The 14,405-nt window shown below is 48.7% G+C and carries 15 protein-coding genes; 10 read left to right on the top strand and 5 right to left on the bottom strand.

Features of this window, described 5'->3' with window-relative positions; genetic code table 11:
• Positions 1-35: 35 nt before the first annotated feature.
• From AC6ESP_RS11425 to AC6ESP_RS11415, 3 genes are read right to left on the bottom strand one after another with little or no spacing between them, the layout of a single operon-like run.
• Positions 36-1,184, bottom strand: a complete 1,149-nt coding sequence (locus AC6ESP_RS11425) for a Ger(x)C family spore germination protein (protein ID WP_497096850.1) — start codon at positions 1,182-1,184, stop codon at positions 36-38.
• A gap of 5 nt (positions 1,185-1,189) precedes the next feature.
• Positions 1,190-2,689 (bottom strand): spore germination protein, encoded by a 1,500-nt coding sequence (locus AC6ESP_RS11420; protein WP_497096849.1) that lies wholly within the window; start codon positions 2,687-2,689, stop codon positions 1,190-1,192.
• Entirely contained in the window at positions 2,667-3,791 is a 1,125-nt protein-coding gene (locus AC6ESP_RS11415; protein WP_497096848.1) for an endospore germination permease, read from the bottom strand. The genes AC6ESP_RS11420 and AC6ESP_RS11415 overlap by 23 nt, the downstream gene beginning before the upstream one ends.
• A 129-nt stretch (positions 3,792-3,920) precedes the next feature.
• Here AC6ESP_RS11415 and AC6ESP_RS11410 point away from each other — a divergent pair, with 129 nt between their 5' ends.
• The 4 genes from AC6ESP_RS11410 (at position 3,921) to AC6ESP_RS11395 (ending at position 8,281) form a co-directional block, all read left to right on the top strand.
• Positions 3,921-4,979, top strand: a complete 1,059-nt coding sequence (locus AC6ESP_RS11410; RefSeq protein WP_497096847.1) for a DUF3048 domain-containing protein — start codon at positions 3,921-3,923, stop codon at positions 4,977-4,979.
• Between the two features lie 243 nt (positions 4,980-5,222).
• Positions 5,223-5,834, top strand: a complete 612-nt coding sequence (locus tag AC6ESP_RS11405) for a DUF47 domain-containing protein (protein WP_497096846.1) — start codon at positions 5,223-5,225, stop codon at positions 5,832-5,834.
• 29 nt (positions 5,835-5,863) lie between these two features.
• Positions 5,864-6,862, top strand: a complete 999-nt coding sequence (locus AC6ESP_RS11400) for an inorganic phosphate transporter (RefSeq protein ID WP_497096845.1) — start codon at positions 5,864-5,866, stop codon at positions 6,860-6,862.
• A 555-nt stretch (positions 6,863-7,417) separates the two neighbouring features.
• Positions 7,418-8,281 carry a DUF4085 family protein gene (locus AC6ESP_RS11395; RefSeq protein ID WP_497096844.1) on the top strand — a complete coding sequence of 288 codons (864 nt, stop codon included), beginning with the start codon at positions 7,418-7,420 and terminating at the stop codon, positions 8,279-8,281.
• 418 nt (positions 8,282-8,699) lie between these two features.
• Here AC6ESP_RS11395 and AC6ESP_RS11390 read toward each other — a convergent pair whose 3' ends face one another.
• Positions 8,700-8,900, bottom strand: a complete 201-nt coding sequence (locus tag AC6ESP_RS11390; protein WP_497096843.1) for a colicin E5-related ribonuclease — start codon at positions 8,898-8,900, stop codon at positions 8,700-8,702.
• Positions 8,901-9,048: 148 nt separating this feature from the next.
• Between AC6ESP_RS11390 and AC6ESP_RS11385 the strand changes: the two genes are divergently transcribed.
• The 4 genes from AC6ESP_RS11385 (at position 9,049) to AC6ESP_RS11370 (ending at position 12,314) form a co-directional block, all read left to right on the top strand.
• Entirely contained in the window at positions 9,049-10,776 is a 1,728-nt protein-coding gene (locus tag AC6ESP_RS11385) for a hypothetical protein (protein WP_497096842.1), read from the top strand.
• Positions 10,766-10,936 carry a hypothetical protein gene (locus AC6ESP_RS11380; protein ID WP_497096841.1) on the top strand — a complete coding sequence of 57 codons (171 nt, stop codon included), beginning with the start codon at positions 10,766-10,768 and terminating at the stop codon, positions 10,934-10,936. Before AC6ESP_RS11385 ends, AC6ESP_RS11380 begins: the two co-directional genes overlap by 11 nt.
• A 1,017-nt stretch (positions 10,937-11,953) precedes the next feature.
• Entirely contained in the window at positions 11,954-12,151 is a 198-nt protein-coding gene (locus tag AC6ESP_RS11375; RefSeq protein WP_497096840.1) for a substrate-binding domain-containing protein, read from the top strand.
• Between the two features lie 31 nt (positions 12,152-12,182).
• On the top strand, positions 12,183-12,314 hold the full coding sequence (locus AC6ESP_RS11370) for a hypothetical protein (protein WP_497096839.1): 132 nt from the start codon (positions 12,183-12,185) through the stop codon (positions 12,312-12,314).
• Positions 12,315-12,452: 138 nt separating this feature from the next.
• Here the strand turns inward: AC6ESP_RS11370 and AC6ESP_RS11365 are convergent, their stop codons facing one another.
• A complete protein-coding gene (locus AC6ESP_RS11365; RefSeq protein ID WP_497096838.1) occupies positions 12,453-12,989 on the bottom strand; it encodes a hypothetical protein in 537 nt (178 codons plus the stop codon).
• Between the two features lie 314 nt (positions 12,990-13,303).
• On the opposite strand from AC6ESP_RS11365, the gene AC6ESP_RS11360 reads away from it, so the two are divergent.
• Together AC6ESP_RS11360 and AC6ESP_RS11355 are read left to right on the top strand one after the other, a co-directional pair.
• Positions 13,304-13,594 (top strand): YerC/YecD family TrpR-related protein, encoded by a 291-nt coding sequence (locus AC6ESP_RS11360; protein ID WP_497096837.1) that lies wholly within the window; start codon positions 13,304-13,306, stop codon positions 13,592-13,594.
• Positions 13,595-13,610: 16 nt separating this feature from the next.
• Positions 13,611-14,390, top strand: a complete 780-nt coding sequence (locus AC6ESP_RS11355) for a sirohydrochlorin chelatase (protein WP_497096904.1) — start codon at positions 13,611-13,613, stop codon at positions 14,388-14,390.
• The last annotated feature ends 15 nt before the right edge of the window (positions 14,391-14,405 follow it).

Genomic DNA, 14,405 nt, shown 5'->3' with positions numbered 1-14,405 from the left:
GCCTAAGACAGCAGAGCAACAATGGGGCTGCTGTCTTAGGTTCTTCGTTTGAATTTGCCGTTGTACAAAATATTGAGATTGATGTCGAGCTTCTCGATCGATTGCTCATTGAGCAGCAGATGCTGGCCATTATTCGTCAGCTTCTTCCACAAGCTAGGGTTACGTTGATACAGTGTTTCCTCTAGTCCATAAATATCGACGCCAAGCTTCAGTCCTGCTTGATAAGACTCCATTATACGGCTCCTAATGCTATCTTCAGCGATCTTCGTCATCCCTTCGTTAGAGATAGGCTTCAAGTATTCATACATAGCGGATATGTATTTGACCTTAATCCGAAACCTGACATCCGAGCCTTGGATGACCGGCTTTATTTTAATTTTAGGCTCTCCTATCGAGATTTCTCCGTACATGACGCCATCGCGTTCGATTTCTAATGGAGAACGATGCATAGTTTCTTGCATGAGATGGTACCCTTGAAGCTTGCTTGCGGATAGAAATCCCTTGGTCTGATTATTCGCCTCAAAAAAAGCTCCATGAATCGTAAGCAGCGTATGGCTCTTGTCATTCTCCGACCATTGACTGGTGTTGAGTGTTAAGCTCGGCAGGTAGGCCGATCTAGCAGGCTCGTTGACATTAGCTAAGTATTGGAAGAAAAGAAGAGGCGGGAACATGGAATACTGCTCGTAATTGTCCTGCGGACTATGCAGGATGGAGACAAGGGGGGACAGCTGGAACATCGGTGTTGCGCTAAGCAGCTTCTCGATCGATCCTTTTGTCGCATACACCCATGCGTTATACCGAACCTCTGGATAACGGTTGAGCATCTCCCCGACATTGTTGTCTTGCATACGGAGTACATTCTCTGACAATACGATGGCTGTGATATGGCCCCAAGAAATAGGAAGCTGGACCGTTTTATAGAGATCATTGACTGCCATATTGAACGTTGCGCCTCTGCCCTTGCCTACCCACACAGAAGCCTCTCCGCTAGTTCCGCCGCTCTGCATCTTCGCAATGCTTTTGAAATCCAGCATTTGCACATACACGACGAACTCATTGTTCACATGATCAATTCCGACGGCCGTCCCATATGCTTGAATTTGAATCTCTTTGCTGCTCCAGCACCCGGATAAAGTTAACAGGATAAGGATCGCAGCTAGTAGGTTAAGTATTCGGACATGCAACCCAATCACTCCTTCTTTCCTTTCTTGACGGGCTGTTGGGTCTTCAGATAGGCTGGACGACGTTTATGCTGCATGTAAGGCAGCTTGAACATCGTGAACAGTGCTTCCTTCACCTTCAGGGGGGCGAGTGGAGCAAGATAGGGTACTCCGAATGAATGCAGACTGGTGATGTACACCACGAACAGAATAACAGACAGAATGAACCCATACATCCCCATAATAGACGCCATCAAGAATGAAGCGAAACGCAGCAGAATGATCGAGCTTGTCAGCACCTGATTAACCAAGGTCGAGCCCGCGACGATGGTTAAGGCAGTGATGACAATCATAGGAGGAGAGACTAGGCCTGCCCGAATGGCCGCATCACCAATGATGAGACCTCCAACGACGGTTAGTGTCTGACCAATCGTCGTCGGCAGCCGAACGCCAGCTTCACGGAACAGCTCCATGAGTGACATGATGAAGAACATCTCTAGACTGGATTCCATAGGCAGTCCTGCTCGACCGATAGAGATAGTAGCCAGCAGGGCGAAAGGTACCTGATCAAGATGAAACGCAGTCAATGCAATATAAAAGCCGGGTAAAAAAAGGGTCACGACTAGACCTAGCATGCGCAGCAATCTCCCGACATTGACCCCAAGAGATGAAAAGTGAGCATCCTCAGGTGATTTGAGCAGCAGGAATAGATTGATCGGTGCGATAATAACGGTTGGGTTGCCGTCGACCAGAATGATGAATCTGCCGTTCAGAAGGCAATCCACTGCGAAGTCAGGTCTGCTCGTGTAGCTGGTTACTGGGAAAAATCCGCTTCTGGTGGAGGTAATCAGCTCTTCCATCTGATTGGTGGAGCCCAAGGCCTCGATGTCCATATGGTTAAGCTTCCGCTGTATGCGTCTTATAAGCTTAAGATCAGCTATATCTTCAATATACAACAGAGCAACCTTCGTCATGGTTCTTGCTCCGATCACATAGTACTCGCAAGCAAGCTTAGGTGACCGAAGACGTTTGCGAATAAGCGCTACATTGATGGTAACGAGCTCAACGAAGCCATCCTTTGGGCCGCGAATGGCGATCTCACTCTCAGAGCCGCTTGGCTCTCGACTTGGGAACTTGGCAATATCAATGGAGCTTAGCAGCTGCAAGGAAGGGATACATAGCAGGAGATGACCTTCAAATACCCGCGCAGCAATGATGTCACGATCGTATGATTTGGTTAATGCCTCTAGCGAAATCCACTGTACTTCCGACTCTCGAATAAGCTCCTCCTTACGAAGGAATTGGGTTTTGCGGTACACATCCTTGAGATCAGGAAGAATAACATCGTTAATGGTCTTAGTCTCAGTCATACCGCTGCAATAGATCAAGATAGCCTGCACAGTAGCAGGCGGAGTCCCGAAGTAACAGCTCTGGACGATGACATCATTACAGGTGCCGAACCATTCCTTGAACTTACGCTCATCTACATGGGTCTGCTTCATCTCTTTATCCCTGCTGGGCATCTTCATGAGAGCTAGTCTCCTTTCTGGTTGAATGGCGATGTCGGCTAATCAGGACAGTTACAATGAGCAAGAGAGTAATGAAGATGATAAATCCGAATGTGACGGGAAACTGAATATGCTGTAAATACGCCAAGGCCTGTTCATCCGAAAGTCGTAAGAATGCCAACGTACACATGGAGGCCGTTATAATCGTGACCGCCCAATAACGCTTGACAGGCTTCCTGATGTTCAACAAATCGGGAATAAGGTAGAGAGACAGAGCTACCCGGGCAAATGACCCGGACAGCCACTGATAGATGGACATGAAGTCCACATGCTGGAACAATTGGCCCAGCCTTAATATTTTCCACTGCTCGAATGCGGTATCGCTCTGCTTGGCCGCTTCCTGAGGGCCGAATTCTGTAATCGCTCCAATCGTAGGTCCAAGGGTCATCACGATCAGCAGCAGGCCTAGAAGCATAAGCTGCCACCAGCGGATACGGCTATGAATTTTGTGTTGGAACAATAGCAGCACCCATATCTCCATTAAACCAGCCAATGCGTAAAAGGCACCATGAATGACAGGGGTCCAGCCATCCTCCAGAATGGGCAGCATGAGGCTGTAATCTTTATATTTGGTATTGGCAGACATGACAAAAAAACCGAGAGCGATGACAACAGGCAGCAGGATACTGCTTGTCATAGCAACTGAGACCAGCCCAAGGCCAGCCGAAAGAGCAGAGACTAATCCCCCGGCGGCAACGATGAGCAGATACGGAGTCTGCTGCATATACGTCGTGGCAGCCCAGGATGCGGTGTTCAGCAGCGTATAACAGCCTACCCCGTACAATATAATGCACGCGCTAATGCGGAATATCCACGCGACGACGACACCAAGCTCCTGCTCAATCCAGTCGTTTATTGACTTGCCTCTTATGTGCTTCAATACGCCACAGATCAGGGCAAGCCAGATTAGAAATACCGCCCCTGCAAGAACATCAGAGAACCAGGAGGAGCGCCCGGCAATGCCTAGTATAACCGGTATTGCCATGACATGACTGGCAAGACCGCCGCTCAGCAGCAGGATGGAGAAGGCAAGCCACAGGCTGATCTGTCTGCTTCTGCTCATATGCGGGGCTCCTTTTCGAAATAAATGATACGGATAGAATGTGCAATTATGGTGGTTTTAGTCAGGAATAAAAAAATATCATTGGAGATGCATTTGTGATTAAATGGTAGATAGATGGAGGAGGAAGATATGAATAGACGATTACAGATGATGATGGGATTATTATTGCTGGTGGTCTTAATGCTTGCAGCATGTAGCAGCGGCAGTGAAGGAGCAGCGAATGTGGCTGCAGAAGTAACGAATGAGCCGACGGAAGCCCAGACCCCTGAACCAACACCGCTGCCATACCTTACACCATTAACGGGGATAGCACAGGAGACGGAAGCTCTAGCTAGGCCCGTTGCCGTCATGATTAACAATCTGGCACCTGCAAGACCGCAATCAGGCTTAACCAATGCGGATGTTGTGTGGGAAGTACTGGCAGAAGGCGGAATAACACGATTGATCGCTATATTCCAAAGTACTGATGCTCTGAACGATCCGATTGGACCGATTCGCAGTATACGGCCTTATCTTATTGATATCGGGGAAAGCTACGGCGCTGTGCTGGCGCATGCGGGAGGAAGCAATGATGCGTATGCCATTCTGCAGCAGCAGAACAAGCCATATCTCGATGAAATCTCGAATGCGGGAAGCTTCTTCTGGCGGAGCAAAGAGCGTAAAGCCCCTCATAACCTATACTCCGATCTGGAGAAGCTGCGTGCAGGGGCAGAGAAGAGAGGCTATAGCACGGATGTTGTTGTACCCGTCTATCCTTTCTCAGAGACAGGTGCTGCAGCAAGTACAAGCCTGCCTGCTGCGAATGTGGAGATTAAGTTCACGCTAAAAAATTATGCAGTAGCTTATGAATATGATTCAATTAATAAGATGTACAAGCGCTCCATTAATGGAGAGCCTCATACCGATCTGAATAACAACGAGCAGCTTACAGCGACCAACCTGGTTGTTCTTGGTGCCAATCACAAGACGTTGGATGATGTTGGGCGATTGTCTGTTAATACGGAAGCGGGAGGCTCCTCCATCTTATTCCAGCAGGGCAAGGCCATCGAATGTGAGTGGGTTCGCAGCGGAGACAACATGATTCGGATAATGAAGGATGGGGCTGAGTTGCCATTCCTGCAAGGGAAGACTTACTTCCATATCGTTCCGAATTCACCTACTTTTGCGGAGCATATAACGTATGGGTAAAAATCGATATTAACGGAAACACTCTATCTAGGTGCAGAGTGAGTCGGCAATATCGACATAAAAGAGGCGACATGCTCCCTGCAGGGGGCATGTTTTTTGTTTTTTTTTGAAAAAAGATCATATTTTCAGCTTATTTTCATATTTCCTTTACATTACCTTAACAATTCTAAAGTAAACTGTGTTAAGATATTCTGGGCTCATTTGCATGGCGCCTAAACATCAAGTCGGGTAAAGGGGATTACGATGTTCAAGAAAAAAGATATTTTCTTTAAGACGTTTGAAGAAATGGCAGACACACTGGTCGAGGCAGTAGAATACTTTTCAAACGGTTTATCCGACTTGTCGGATGTTACAACGTTCGCAAAAGTGATGAAAGAGTACGAGAGCAAATGTGATGTGTACGTGCACACAATGTTGAAAGAATTAAACAAGACTTTCATTACCCCTATTGAGCGGGAAGATATTATGGCGCTGACTTCGTCCCTTGATGATGTTCTTGATGGTGTTGAAGCCTGTGCTTCACGCTTCGAGATGTACGACATTAAAGAGAAGGACGAGTACATAACGCTATTCGGCGATATCCTGCTTCGTTCGGCTAATCAAATCAAAAAAGCTATTTATTTGCTGACAGATAAGAAGCTGCTTGCCATTCGCGAGCCTAACATTGCGCTTAATGAGCTTGAGAACCAAGCCGATGATTTGCTGCGTGTATGTATTAAGAGCCTGTTCACGAATGTGAAGGACCCGATTGAGCTGATGAAACGCAAAGAAATCTACGAGATGCTGGAGCAAACGACCGATTATTGTGAAGATGTAGCTAATACACTTGAATCGATCATTATGCGTAACAGCTAAGCCAACACGGAGAGTAGGAGTCAATTCAAATGGATTCAATCATTCTATGGACTGTTGTATTTCTGGCGCTTAGTTTCGATTTCATTAATGGTTTTCATGATACAGCTAATGCGATAGCGACCTCGGTATCCACTCGTGCGCTTAAGCCGCGTGTTGCGATCTTGATGGCAGCGACGATGAACTTCGTCGGAGCTCTCACATTCACTGGTGTAGCGAAGACGATCGGCAGCGGGGTTGCGAACCCCGCTGATCTATCCAATGGGGTTGAGATCGTTATCGCAGCACTAATATCAGCCATTGTATGGAACCTTGTTACCTGGTGGTTCGGTATCCCTTCATCCTCATCCCACGCACTGATCGGCTCGCTTGCCGGTGCAGTTATCGCGGGAGCAGGAATGGGTGCAATCAATGGATCAGGCATGCTGGATATCGTTAAGGCGCTTATCCTGTCACCTATTATTGCGTTTGCAGCCGGCTTCATTATCATGTGGATTCTAAAACGGATCTTCGCCAATTCAAGTCCGCATCAGGTGAATAAAGGGTTCCGCTTCAGCCAGATCATAACGGCTGCATTCCAATCGTTCTCTCATGGTACGAATGACGCGCAGAAGGCAATGGGTATCATTACATTCGCACTCGTCGCAGCTAACGTGCAGGATACGATGGAAGTTCCGCTATGGGTTAAGCTGTCCGCAGCACTCGCAATGGCGCTCGGTACATCTGTTGGTGGTTGGAAAATCATCAAGACGATGGGAACCAAAATTTTCAAAATCGAACCAATCAACGGCTTTGCAGCTGATATCGGTTCGGCAGCGGTTATTCTAACGGCTACATTGATTCATCTGCCGGTTAGTACGACTCATGTTATTACATCCTCCATTCTCGGTGTAGGCAGCGCGAAGCGCTTCTCCAGTGTACGCTGGTCCGTAGCTGGTCGAATCTTTATAGCATGGATCATTACGATTCCAATTACAGTACTCATGGCAGCAGGTATTTTCTGGGTCATCGATGCTTTATTTATCAAATAGAAATGGCCAAGCAGCTCATCCATGATGGATGCAGCTGTTTTTTTTTTGTACGACAGCACAATCGACTAACAGGTATTTCCAAACCCGGTGTTGAAGGTATAGTGGAGAATGAGACCGAGAAGGAGTAGTCCACTATGCTGGTAAAAAATTGATTAGGAAACGCCCCTAATGTTTGGTTTAGACTTGAACTGACTCACTGTCAGCGTTGAGAACAAAAACATCGTCGTTCGCATACTGCGTGGAATAAAAAAGTGGTGACAGCTACGATCACTACTATGTTCCGCGTACGAACAATGATTTAGAGCAATTTTTTCGTCAGACCAAGGCGAACCACCACCGCATAACAGGTTTGCGCCTATATCAGCCTATTAGAGCAAAAGTGGGTTCAATTAAATTGCTAGTTAATTTTGCTGTCGTCGTTTTTTTTGCAGGATTTTCTTTACATCTAGATACCTCTATGATTAAGCATGAAAATACATTTAAAAGATGAATGTTGTGCGTGTCTAGTGTCAGAACGTGCTGCTGAATCGATTAAGGGAATAAAGGTGGGATTGCGTGAAATATTTGACAAAAGAATGGTACGATCTATGCCAACGGACAGGACTTTATTTTGGCATGAGGGCACATAAGGGAGCGTATGAACGTGACGGAGCACTCTATTTGCGGCTCTATAAAAGAAAGGAAAGGGAATTTGTTAAAATGCAGCGAGAGGTTTACGATGTTGATCCTCGGTTTATGCTGGAACAGGACGGCTCGCATTATGTGCCTCTTGATAAATGGATAAAGGGGGAAGAGATCAGCGAAGAAGATACTTTGGTTTACCATATGTCATCCGAACAAATCTCCCATATACAGCAATTGATCGCGACTTATGATGCCCGGCCTCCTTTTGACGAGGTGAAGTGTAAGGAAGAGTTCAGCATCAATCACGGGCATCGATCTAAGGAAGCGGCTCATCAACTGCCGGACGAGTTGTCTTCCCGCATTGCGGATATGCGGGTATTTTCACTAGGCTATTGTACGAAAGAAGTATTGCACGAGTTGAAGCAACTGAGCAAAGAAAATGAAAAGCGCATGATGCTAATCGCAGATGAGTATAGGCATGCACAACAAGCGGAGAACATTCCAGAACATATTCGTAACCATTTCCGTTTTCACGATTGCAGAGTAATGGAACTGACCTCCGGAAAGCAGATTATCATGCGAATGGACACAGAGGGCGGGTTCACTAATTTCAATAAGATCACATTTGATAAAGTTGAAATCATCAGGCAAGACGAGCATATTGTGGACAGTCACTGGATATATGAAGAACTGTATTGCATGGATGACGGCTATGAAGCCCATATCCTGTTTTCAGGAGTGGGAATGCCTGAACTCATTATTCGTTGCGCAGACATTATTATAGAACATGAATGAAGAGGACATAACCGTACTGCAGAAGCGAACTCACCTTAGAATCTGGAAAGAAGGGGTGCATAGATGATTTATTTAAGAAGTTTCAAGTTATCTTCTTATACTGATCGAAATCCGAATATTTACCCCGATCATATATTCAAGCATATGGCAGGGGAAGTCCTCCTGTTTGATCGGATCACCGTATTATACGGTAATAACCGCTCTGGTAAATCCACTCTGCTGAACGTGCTTGCGAATAAGTTGGGAATAGCAGCTCCGAGAGAATGGTAAGCTATGGTTCAAACCACTACGTTCAGAGTTTTCTTGATTTTTGCAGTTATCAATATGGAGATGATGATCGGGAGCACGAGATTAGACGTCTTCTCGAGGACAGTAGATACATTAAATCAGAGGATATTTTGTATGAGATAAAGAAGTTTCAGCAGTCCGCTGTGCTTCGTGAAGGAATACTGTATGAGTGATCGTTTTGATTACTAACTTGTACAATTTCACCAGTCTTATCATTTCGAACTACGTATCCCCCTCCAGAGTAGTAAAAGGCTGTTGCAGGATCGTCTAATCGTCCATCAGCCCCAGTTAACCATCTAGTGTCCCGAGTATCGACTGTCCTCGTAGGCACCGGAAGCTGATGCAGCTAATGACTGTAGAGTAAACAAAACTTCCGCATAGCTTTTTTTTTTATTGTACTCCTATTGAAATCAGAAGGTATATTTTTTAAAATGATTGAGGAAAGCGCTTACTTTTAAGGAGAAAGCTGGTATCGGCATGTGAAATATCACATAAAGACCGTGCAGCAAAGGATATGCACAGGTATCGCGGCCACAGCTCGGCGCACGAAGAAAATGATTGTAACGGTAGGGCTGGATGAGTACAAACGAGATGGATGCAGAAGGAGCGTAATCGTAGCCATGGACATGTATAAGAAGCTGGTTGCCATAAATGATGACTGGGTGAAGGACGGTATGATTCATCAGGTGTTAGACAGCAAGAGTCGTTATAACGGAGGGGTTGTAGATCCCTCGAATGGCATTGCGTGGCCTAGTCATGGGGGGACACCGATGGTTATGGCCATCTGGATCTCCGCACTCATCAATGAAGAGTCGAAGTATTACCATGATGAAGAATTGCTCGCGCGTCTGGAGCTGGCGGCTGCCTACATGCTGAGGTTCCAGCATGAAGACGGCACAATCTCACCGGGCTGGACGAATGTACATTCTCCGCCGGATACCGGATTCGTTGTTGTCGGGCTTGCTCAAGTATATGAGCTTCTGGCTTCCCAGCAATGGGAGCCGCTGGAGAAGGCTGCAGAAGCGATTAAGCTGTTCTTGGATAGGACGATCCCGGCCCTCTTAACCGGAGGCTGCCATACGCCGAATCATCGATGGGTGATGACCGCGGCGCTAGGCTTCATGTATAAGCTGACCGGCAGGCAGGAGCTGTGGGACAGAGCACAGAGCTGGCTCGCGGAAGGGTTGGACATTACAGAGGATGGCGAATGGACGGAGCGGAGCAACGGGATCTATAACGCAGTCAGTGATGTCATGCTGTATCATGCGGCGAAGCTGTTCAAGCGTCCAGAGCTGCTAGAGCCAGTCCGAGCGAATCTTCGTATGATGGCTTATCTCGTTCATCCGAATGGAGAAGTGGTGACTGACTACTCCGGTCGTCAGGACTTCGGCCACAGCTATGATATGGCGAGCTATTTGCTCGTTGCATCTCTAATGGCTGTAGAGGATCAGGAGCCGCTGTTCGCAGCTATGGCTGGGCTTGCCGGTGAGGCAGCGAAGCATCCGGGCGCATTGCCCAATAATGCCCTAGTCGGTTATTTGCTGTATCCACAGCTGGGAGAGTCTAAAGTGCAGGCGGGAGAGCTTCCAGACAGCTACCGAGTTATTATTAACGGAGAGTTCGAGCGTGAGCGATATGTGAGCCAGATGGATACTGCCGGACATGGCGGACGTATCTACCACAGCCGATTGCATTCCGATTTCGGCGCACCTGTCGCGCGTCAGCGTGAAGGAGATACGAGTGTCACTGTTATTACAGAGACGAACTCATTCTTCGCCCTGCGTCATGGTGTGGCACGACTGTTGGCGGTACAAGTTGGTACTTCTTTCGAACCCGGCTTCGTTAAGATGCAGCAGATGGAGGTGCGTGATGACGGGTATTCGTTATCCGGCTCGGAAGCGAAGGGCTATTATGGTCCGATTCCGACGGAAAGCTTGCCAGCTAGCAGCGCTGGAAGCGTCAGCCCTTGGTATTTGCTCCCGCATCATTTGCGGGAGATGACCCATGAGCAGAAGCATACTGTTCAGGTTGAATTGACCGAGCAAGCGGATGGCTGGAGGCTGCAGCTGCGCTGTGAAGAGCCGGCTGATATGATGGCTCAGGTTACCTTCGTGTTTGGAGGAGAAGGAGCCTTCTCAGGGGTCAGCTCAGCTAGAGCCCGTAGTGGATGGGGCTCAGTTCTGAACAGAAGGCACGGTGCGGTATGAATGCGCCGGGGACTGGATTGAGCTTGACGGAGGAGCGCAGGAGCATACAGCCAGGGAGCTCCGCAACACTAGCTTCGCAGCGGGCTGCCAGACGCTCATCGTGAATGTGATGACGCCTTATGATAAGACGTTCAACCTTCGGCTGTCGCCGAAGGGCTAGTGCAGACGGATGCGAGCTGAGTGGCAGGGGAAATGGTAAAAGTGGCAGTGAATAAGACCCTGCGAGGCCTTTAAGTAGCTGAAATGATGATGCGTGGACGAGGATAAGACCCTGCGAGGCCTTATAGTGACGGATGCGAGCTGAGTGGATAGGAAATGGTAGAAGTGAGAGCGAATAAGGCCCTGCGGGGCTCTTATAGTGACGGATGCGAGCCTAATGGAAGGGGAAATGGTAGAAGTGGCAGTGAATAAGACCCTGAGGGGCCTTTAAGTAGCTGAAATGTTAATACGTGGACGAGGATAAGACCCTGCGAGGCTCTTATAGTGACGGATGCGAGCCGAATGGCAGGGGGAATGGTAGAAGTGTCAGTGAATAAGACCCTGCGAGTCCGTTAAGTAGCTGAAATGGTGATGTGTGGACGAGGATAAGACCCTGCGAGGCTCTTAAAGTGAGGGATGCGGACTAAATGGGAGGGGGAAATGACGGAAATAGTAGAAGTAGCGATGTATAAGGCCCTGCGAGTCCTTTAAGTAGCTGAAATGATGATGCATGGACGAGGATAAGATCCTGTGAGGCTCTTATAGTGACGGATGCGAGCTGAATGGTGGGGGAAATGGTAGAAGTGGCAGTGAATAAGACCCTGCGAGGCCTTTAAGTAGCTGAAATGGTGACGCGTGGACGAGGATAAGACCCTGAGAGGCTCTAAAAGTGACGGATGCGAGCCGAATGGCAGGGGAAATGGTAGAAGTGGCAGTGAATAAGACCCTGCGAGGCCTTTAAGTAGCTGAAATGATGATGCGTGGAGGAGGATAAGACCCTGGGAGGCTCTTATAGTGACGGATACGAGCTGAATGGTGGGGGAAATGGTGGAAGTGGCGATGAATAAGACCCTGCGAGTCTCTTACAGTGACGGATGCGAGCTGAGTGGCCGGGGAAATGGATAGCAAACTGATCAGCCAGCAGTCGTGAGCGTATTCGCGGGATCAGGCAGACGATGGAGGAAACAGGTGCCAGTTGGTGGATGAGGATATCCTGTTCTGCCAATCCCGTGGTGAGGATGGCAAGCGCCTTACAGCGGAGCTGCTCAGGCGTCCTGACCGGCCAACAGCGCTGTTCTGCTGCAATGATCTTCTTGCGGTAGGTGCGCTCCAAGCGGCGAAGGAGACGGGCGTGCAGGTGCCCTCAGAGCTGTCGACACGATATTGGCTCAGGTGACAGACCGCCGCTTACCTCCGTTGCACAGCCAATGGAGCAGCTAGGCGCGGTAGCCGTCGATCTGCTGCTCAAGCAGAGGGTAATGTTACAGACGGAGCTTATTATTCGCGCTTCGACTGCGACAGTAAGCGTTGGGAGTGCTGCTGGAGCAAGCCTTGTGTAGAGTGGGAGCTTCCTATGATTCTTCCGTGGCGGCATGAAAGGGCAAATAGGAAGTGAATCGAGCATCATTAGATAACTCCAAGCTCAAAAGAGACGTGAGCTGCCGAGGCAGTCACGTCTCTAGGACGAGCGGTGCGGATTAACGCTGCCGCTTTCTTTTGCGTCTTCGGGATGTTGGACTTGATCCCGTCTTCTTCTTGCGGCGCTTCCGCCGCTTAGGCACGAATTCTTCTACTTCTTCCGCTGCATTGCTCTTCTTGAAGGAGCCCATGAGCACCTTCACGAGCGGCGCCATCTGAGATACGCTGGACACGACCTTCTGTACCTTCGTCATCGTGCTCAGGATGCCGTCGATACCGCCCATGCGGTCTACGAAGCCCTTAATCTCGCCGAGATTCGGCATAGTGAAGCCTCCGGCCTTGGCAGGTGCAGTTGTCGTCTCCACCAGTTCAGCTGCAGTCGCAGGAACAACGACAGGGAGCATTTCTTCTATCTGAACCGGCACAGGCAGAGCGGCTGGAGGAACAACTCCTCCGTTTCCTATGCTAAAGGCGCCTCCGAGCCCTTGGTTTGACTGGCTATTCGCTTGGCGGTGGTGGCCGCCGTGCGGTGAGTGCGGCGGGTACTGGTGTTGGTGCGGATAGCCGCCGCCACCAGGTGTATTGCGGTAGTTCACGCGGATCACAACCTTTTTTGGCAATTTGTAAGGAAGTACACTTGGTATTAGTCTATGGACTAGGCGAACATGCGGATTGGACGAATGCCCGGTTCAGGAAGAAAAAATGAGGATAATCGCCTTGCTGACTCTTCCACTCAGTGAAGCGTGAATACGGTAATTGTTGAAATACGGAGTCAAAACCTTTACAATGTGATAGTTAGAAAATATAAGAAGGTACAGGCATTACCATTATCGCCTTGCTTATTTTTCGCCCGAAACGTCAGCATCTCTAGTTGGGATAGCACATGGCGTTTACTTGAGGAGTGATTACGATGCAGCTCAAAAAGCTGAATGATAAAGCTATAGACCAATTATTCGAAGCCGTACTGACGTTGAAGTCAGTAGAGGAATGTTATGTTTTTTTCGACGATCTGTGTACCGTTAACGAGATTCAGTCGCTGTCGCAGCGGCTTGAGGTAGCCCGTATGCTAGGGAAGGGCAGTACATACAATCAGATTGAAGCTGAGACTGGTGCAAGTACAGCTACAATCTCTAGAGTTAAGCGCTGTTTGAATTACGGGAATGATGGGTATAAAATGACATTAGAACGTCTAGGACGATAGGATGGTGCCAGTGGCTATGCAACCCGGAATTCTTATCATTAGCCACGGCTCTAGAGAAGAGAATTGGGTAAGACTCGTAGATAACGCGGTTGCGGCTGCTGTTGCCTCATCTGGACTGGCCAACGTGCCGGTCTTCTCTTCGTTTCTGGAGATTGTGGATGGACGACTCATACAAGATGGCATAGATGCACTTGAGCAGCAGGGCGTAACAGACATGTACGTGCTGCCTCTTTTCATTTCCTCGGGAAGTACGCATATTGATGAGATCGGGCAGGCCTTCGGGCTGCCGCCGATTGCAGACTTCGAGGGTGATCTGGGCACATTCCGTGTGGAAGCGAAGGTTCATGTAGGTGAGCCAATCAACGATGATCCGGAAATCGCTGAGGTGCTGCTGTCGAACATTAAGCCGTTGATTGTTGATCCAGCGCAGGAAGCTGTACTGCTCGTTGCCCATGGCAGCAAGGAGAATGTGTTCCATGAGCGCTGGCAGGAAGGTCTGGATTTATTAGCTGAGCGCCTCAGAGTGCTTGGCGGCTTCGCGCATGCAGGGACAGCGATGCTGCTTCCTGATCAAGCTGCGACTAAGCTGCTCGCGATGCAGCAGGAGCATCCAGAGGAAGCGGTTATTGTCGTTCCGCTATTCTTAAGTCAGGGGTATTTCACGAGCAAGGTGATTCCAACGAGATTGTCAGGGCTTGACTATCGTTACAATGGTCAGTCGATCCTGCCGCATCCGGCAATTGAGAGATGGATCTCACGGCATATGATCGCATGGCTGGAGCAGGTGCGCAGCTAACGGCCGCATACAGGT

This window comes from Paenibacillus xinjiangensis, from assembly GCF_059686975.1.
The sequence above is the reverse complement of the archived record's forward strand: the minus strand, read 5'-3'. Positions and strand labels throughout refer to the sequence as shown.

Coding starts and splice junctions, on each gene's coding strand:
- AC6ESP_RS11355 (WP_497096904.1), top strand. CDS start 13,611: ATGCAACCCGGAATTCTTATCATTAGCCACGGCTCTAGAGAAGAGAAT.
- AC6ESP_RS11400 (WP_497096845.1), top strand. CDS start 5,864: ATGGATTCAATCATTCTATGGACTGTTGTATTTCTGGCGCTTAGTTTC.
- AC6ESP_RS11405 (WP_497096846.1), top strand. CDS start 5,223: ATGTTCAAGAAAAAAGATATTTTCTTTAAGACGTTTGAAGAAATGGCA.
- AC6ESP_RS11410 (WP_497096847.1), top strand. CDS start 3,921: ATGAATAGACGATTACAGATGATGATGGGATTATTATTGCTGGTGGTC.
- AC6ESP_RS11370 (WP_497096839.1), top strand. CDS start 12,183: ATGGAGCAGCTAGGCGCGGTAGCCGTCGATCTGCTGCTCAAGCAGAGG.
- AC6ESP_RS11360 (WP_497096837.1), top strand. CDS start 13,304: ATGCAGCTCAAAAAGCTGAATGATAAAGCTATAGACCAATTATTCGAA.
- AC6ESP_RS11420 (WP_497096849.1), bottom strand. CDS start 2,689: ATGAAGATGCCCAGCAGGGATAAAGAGATGAAGCAGACCCATGTAGAT.
- AC6ESP_RS11415 (WP_497096848.1), bottom strand. CDS start 3,791: ATGAGCAGAAGCAGACAGATCAGCCTGTGGCTTGCCTTCTCCATCCTG.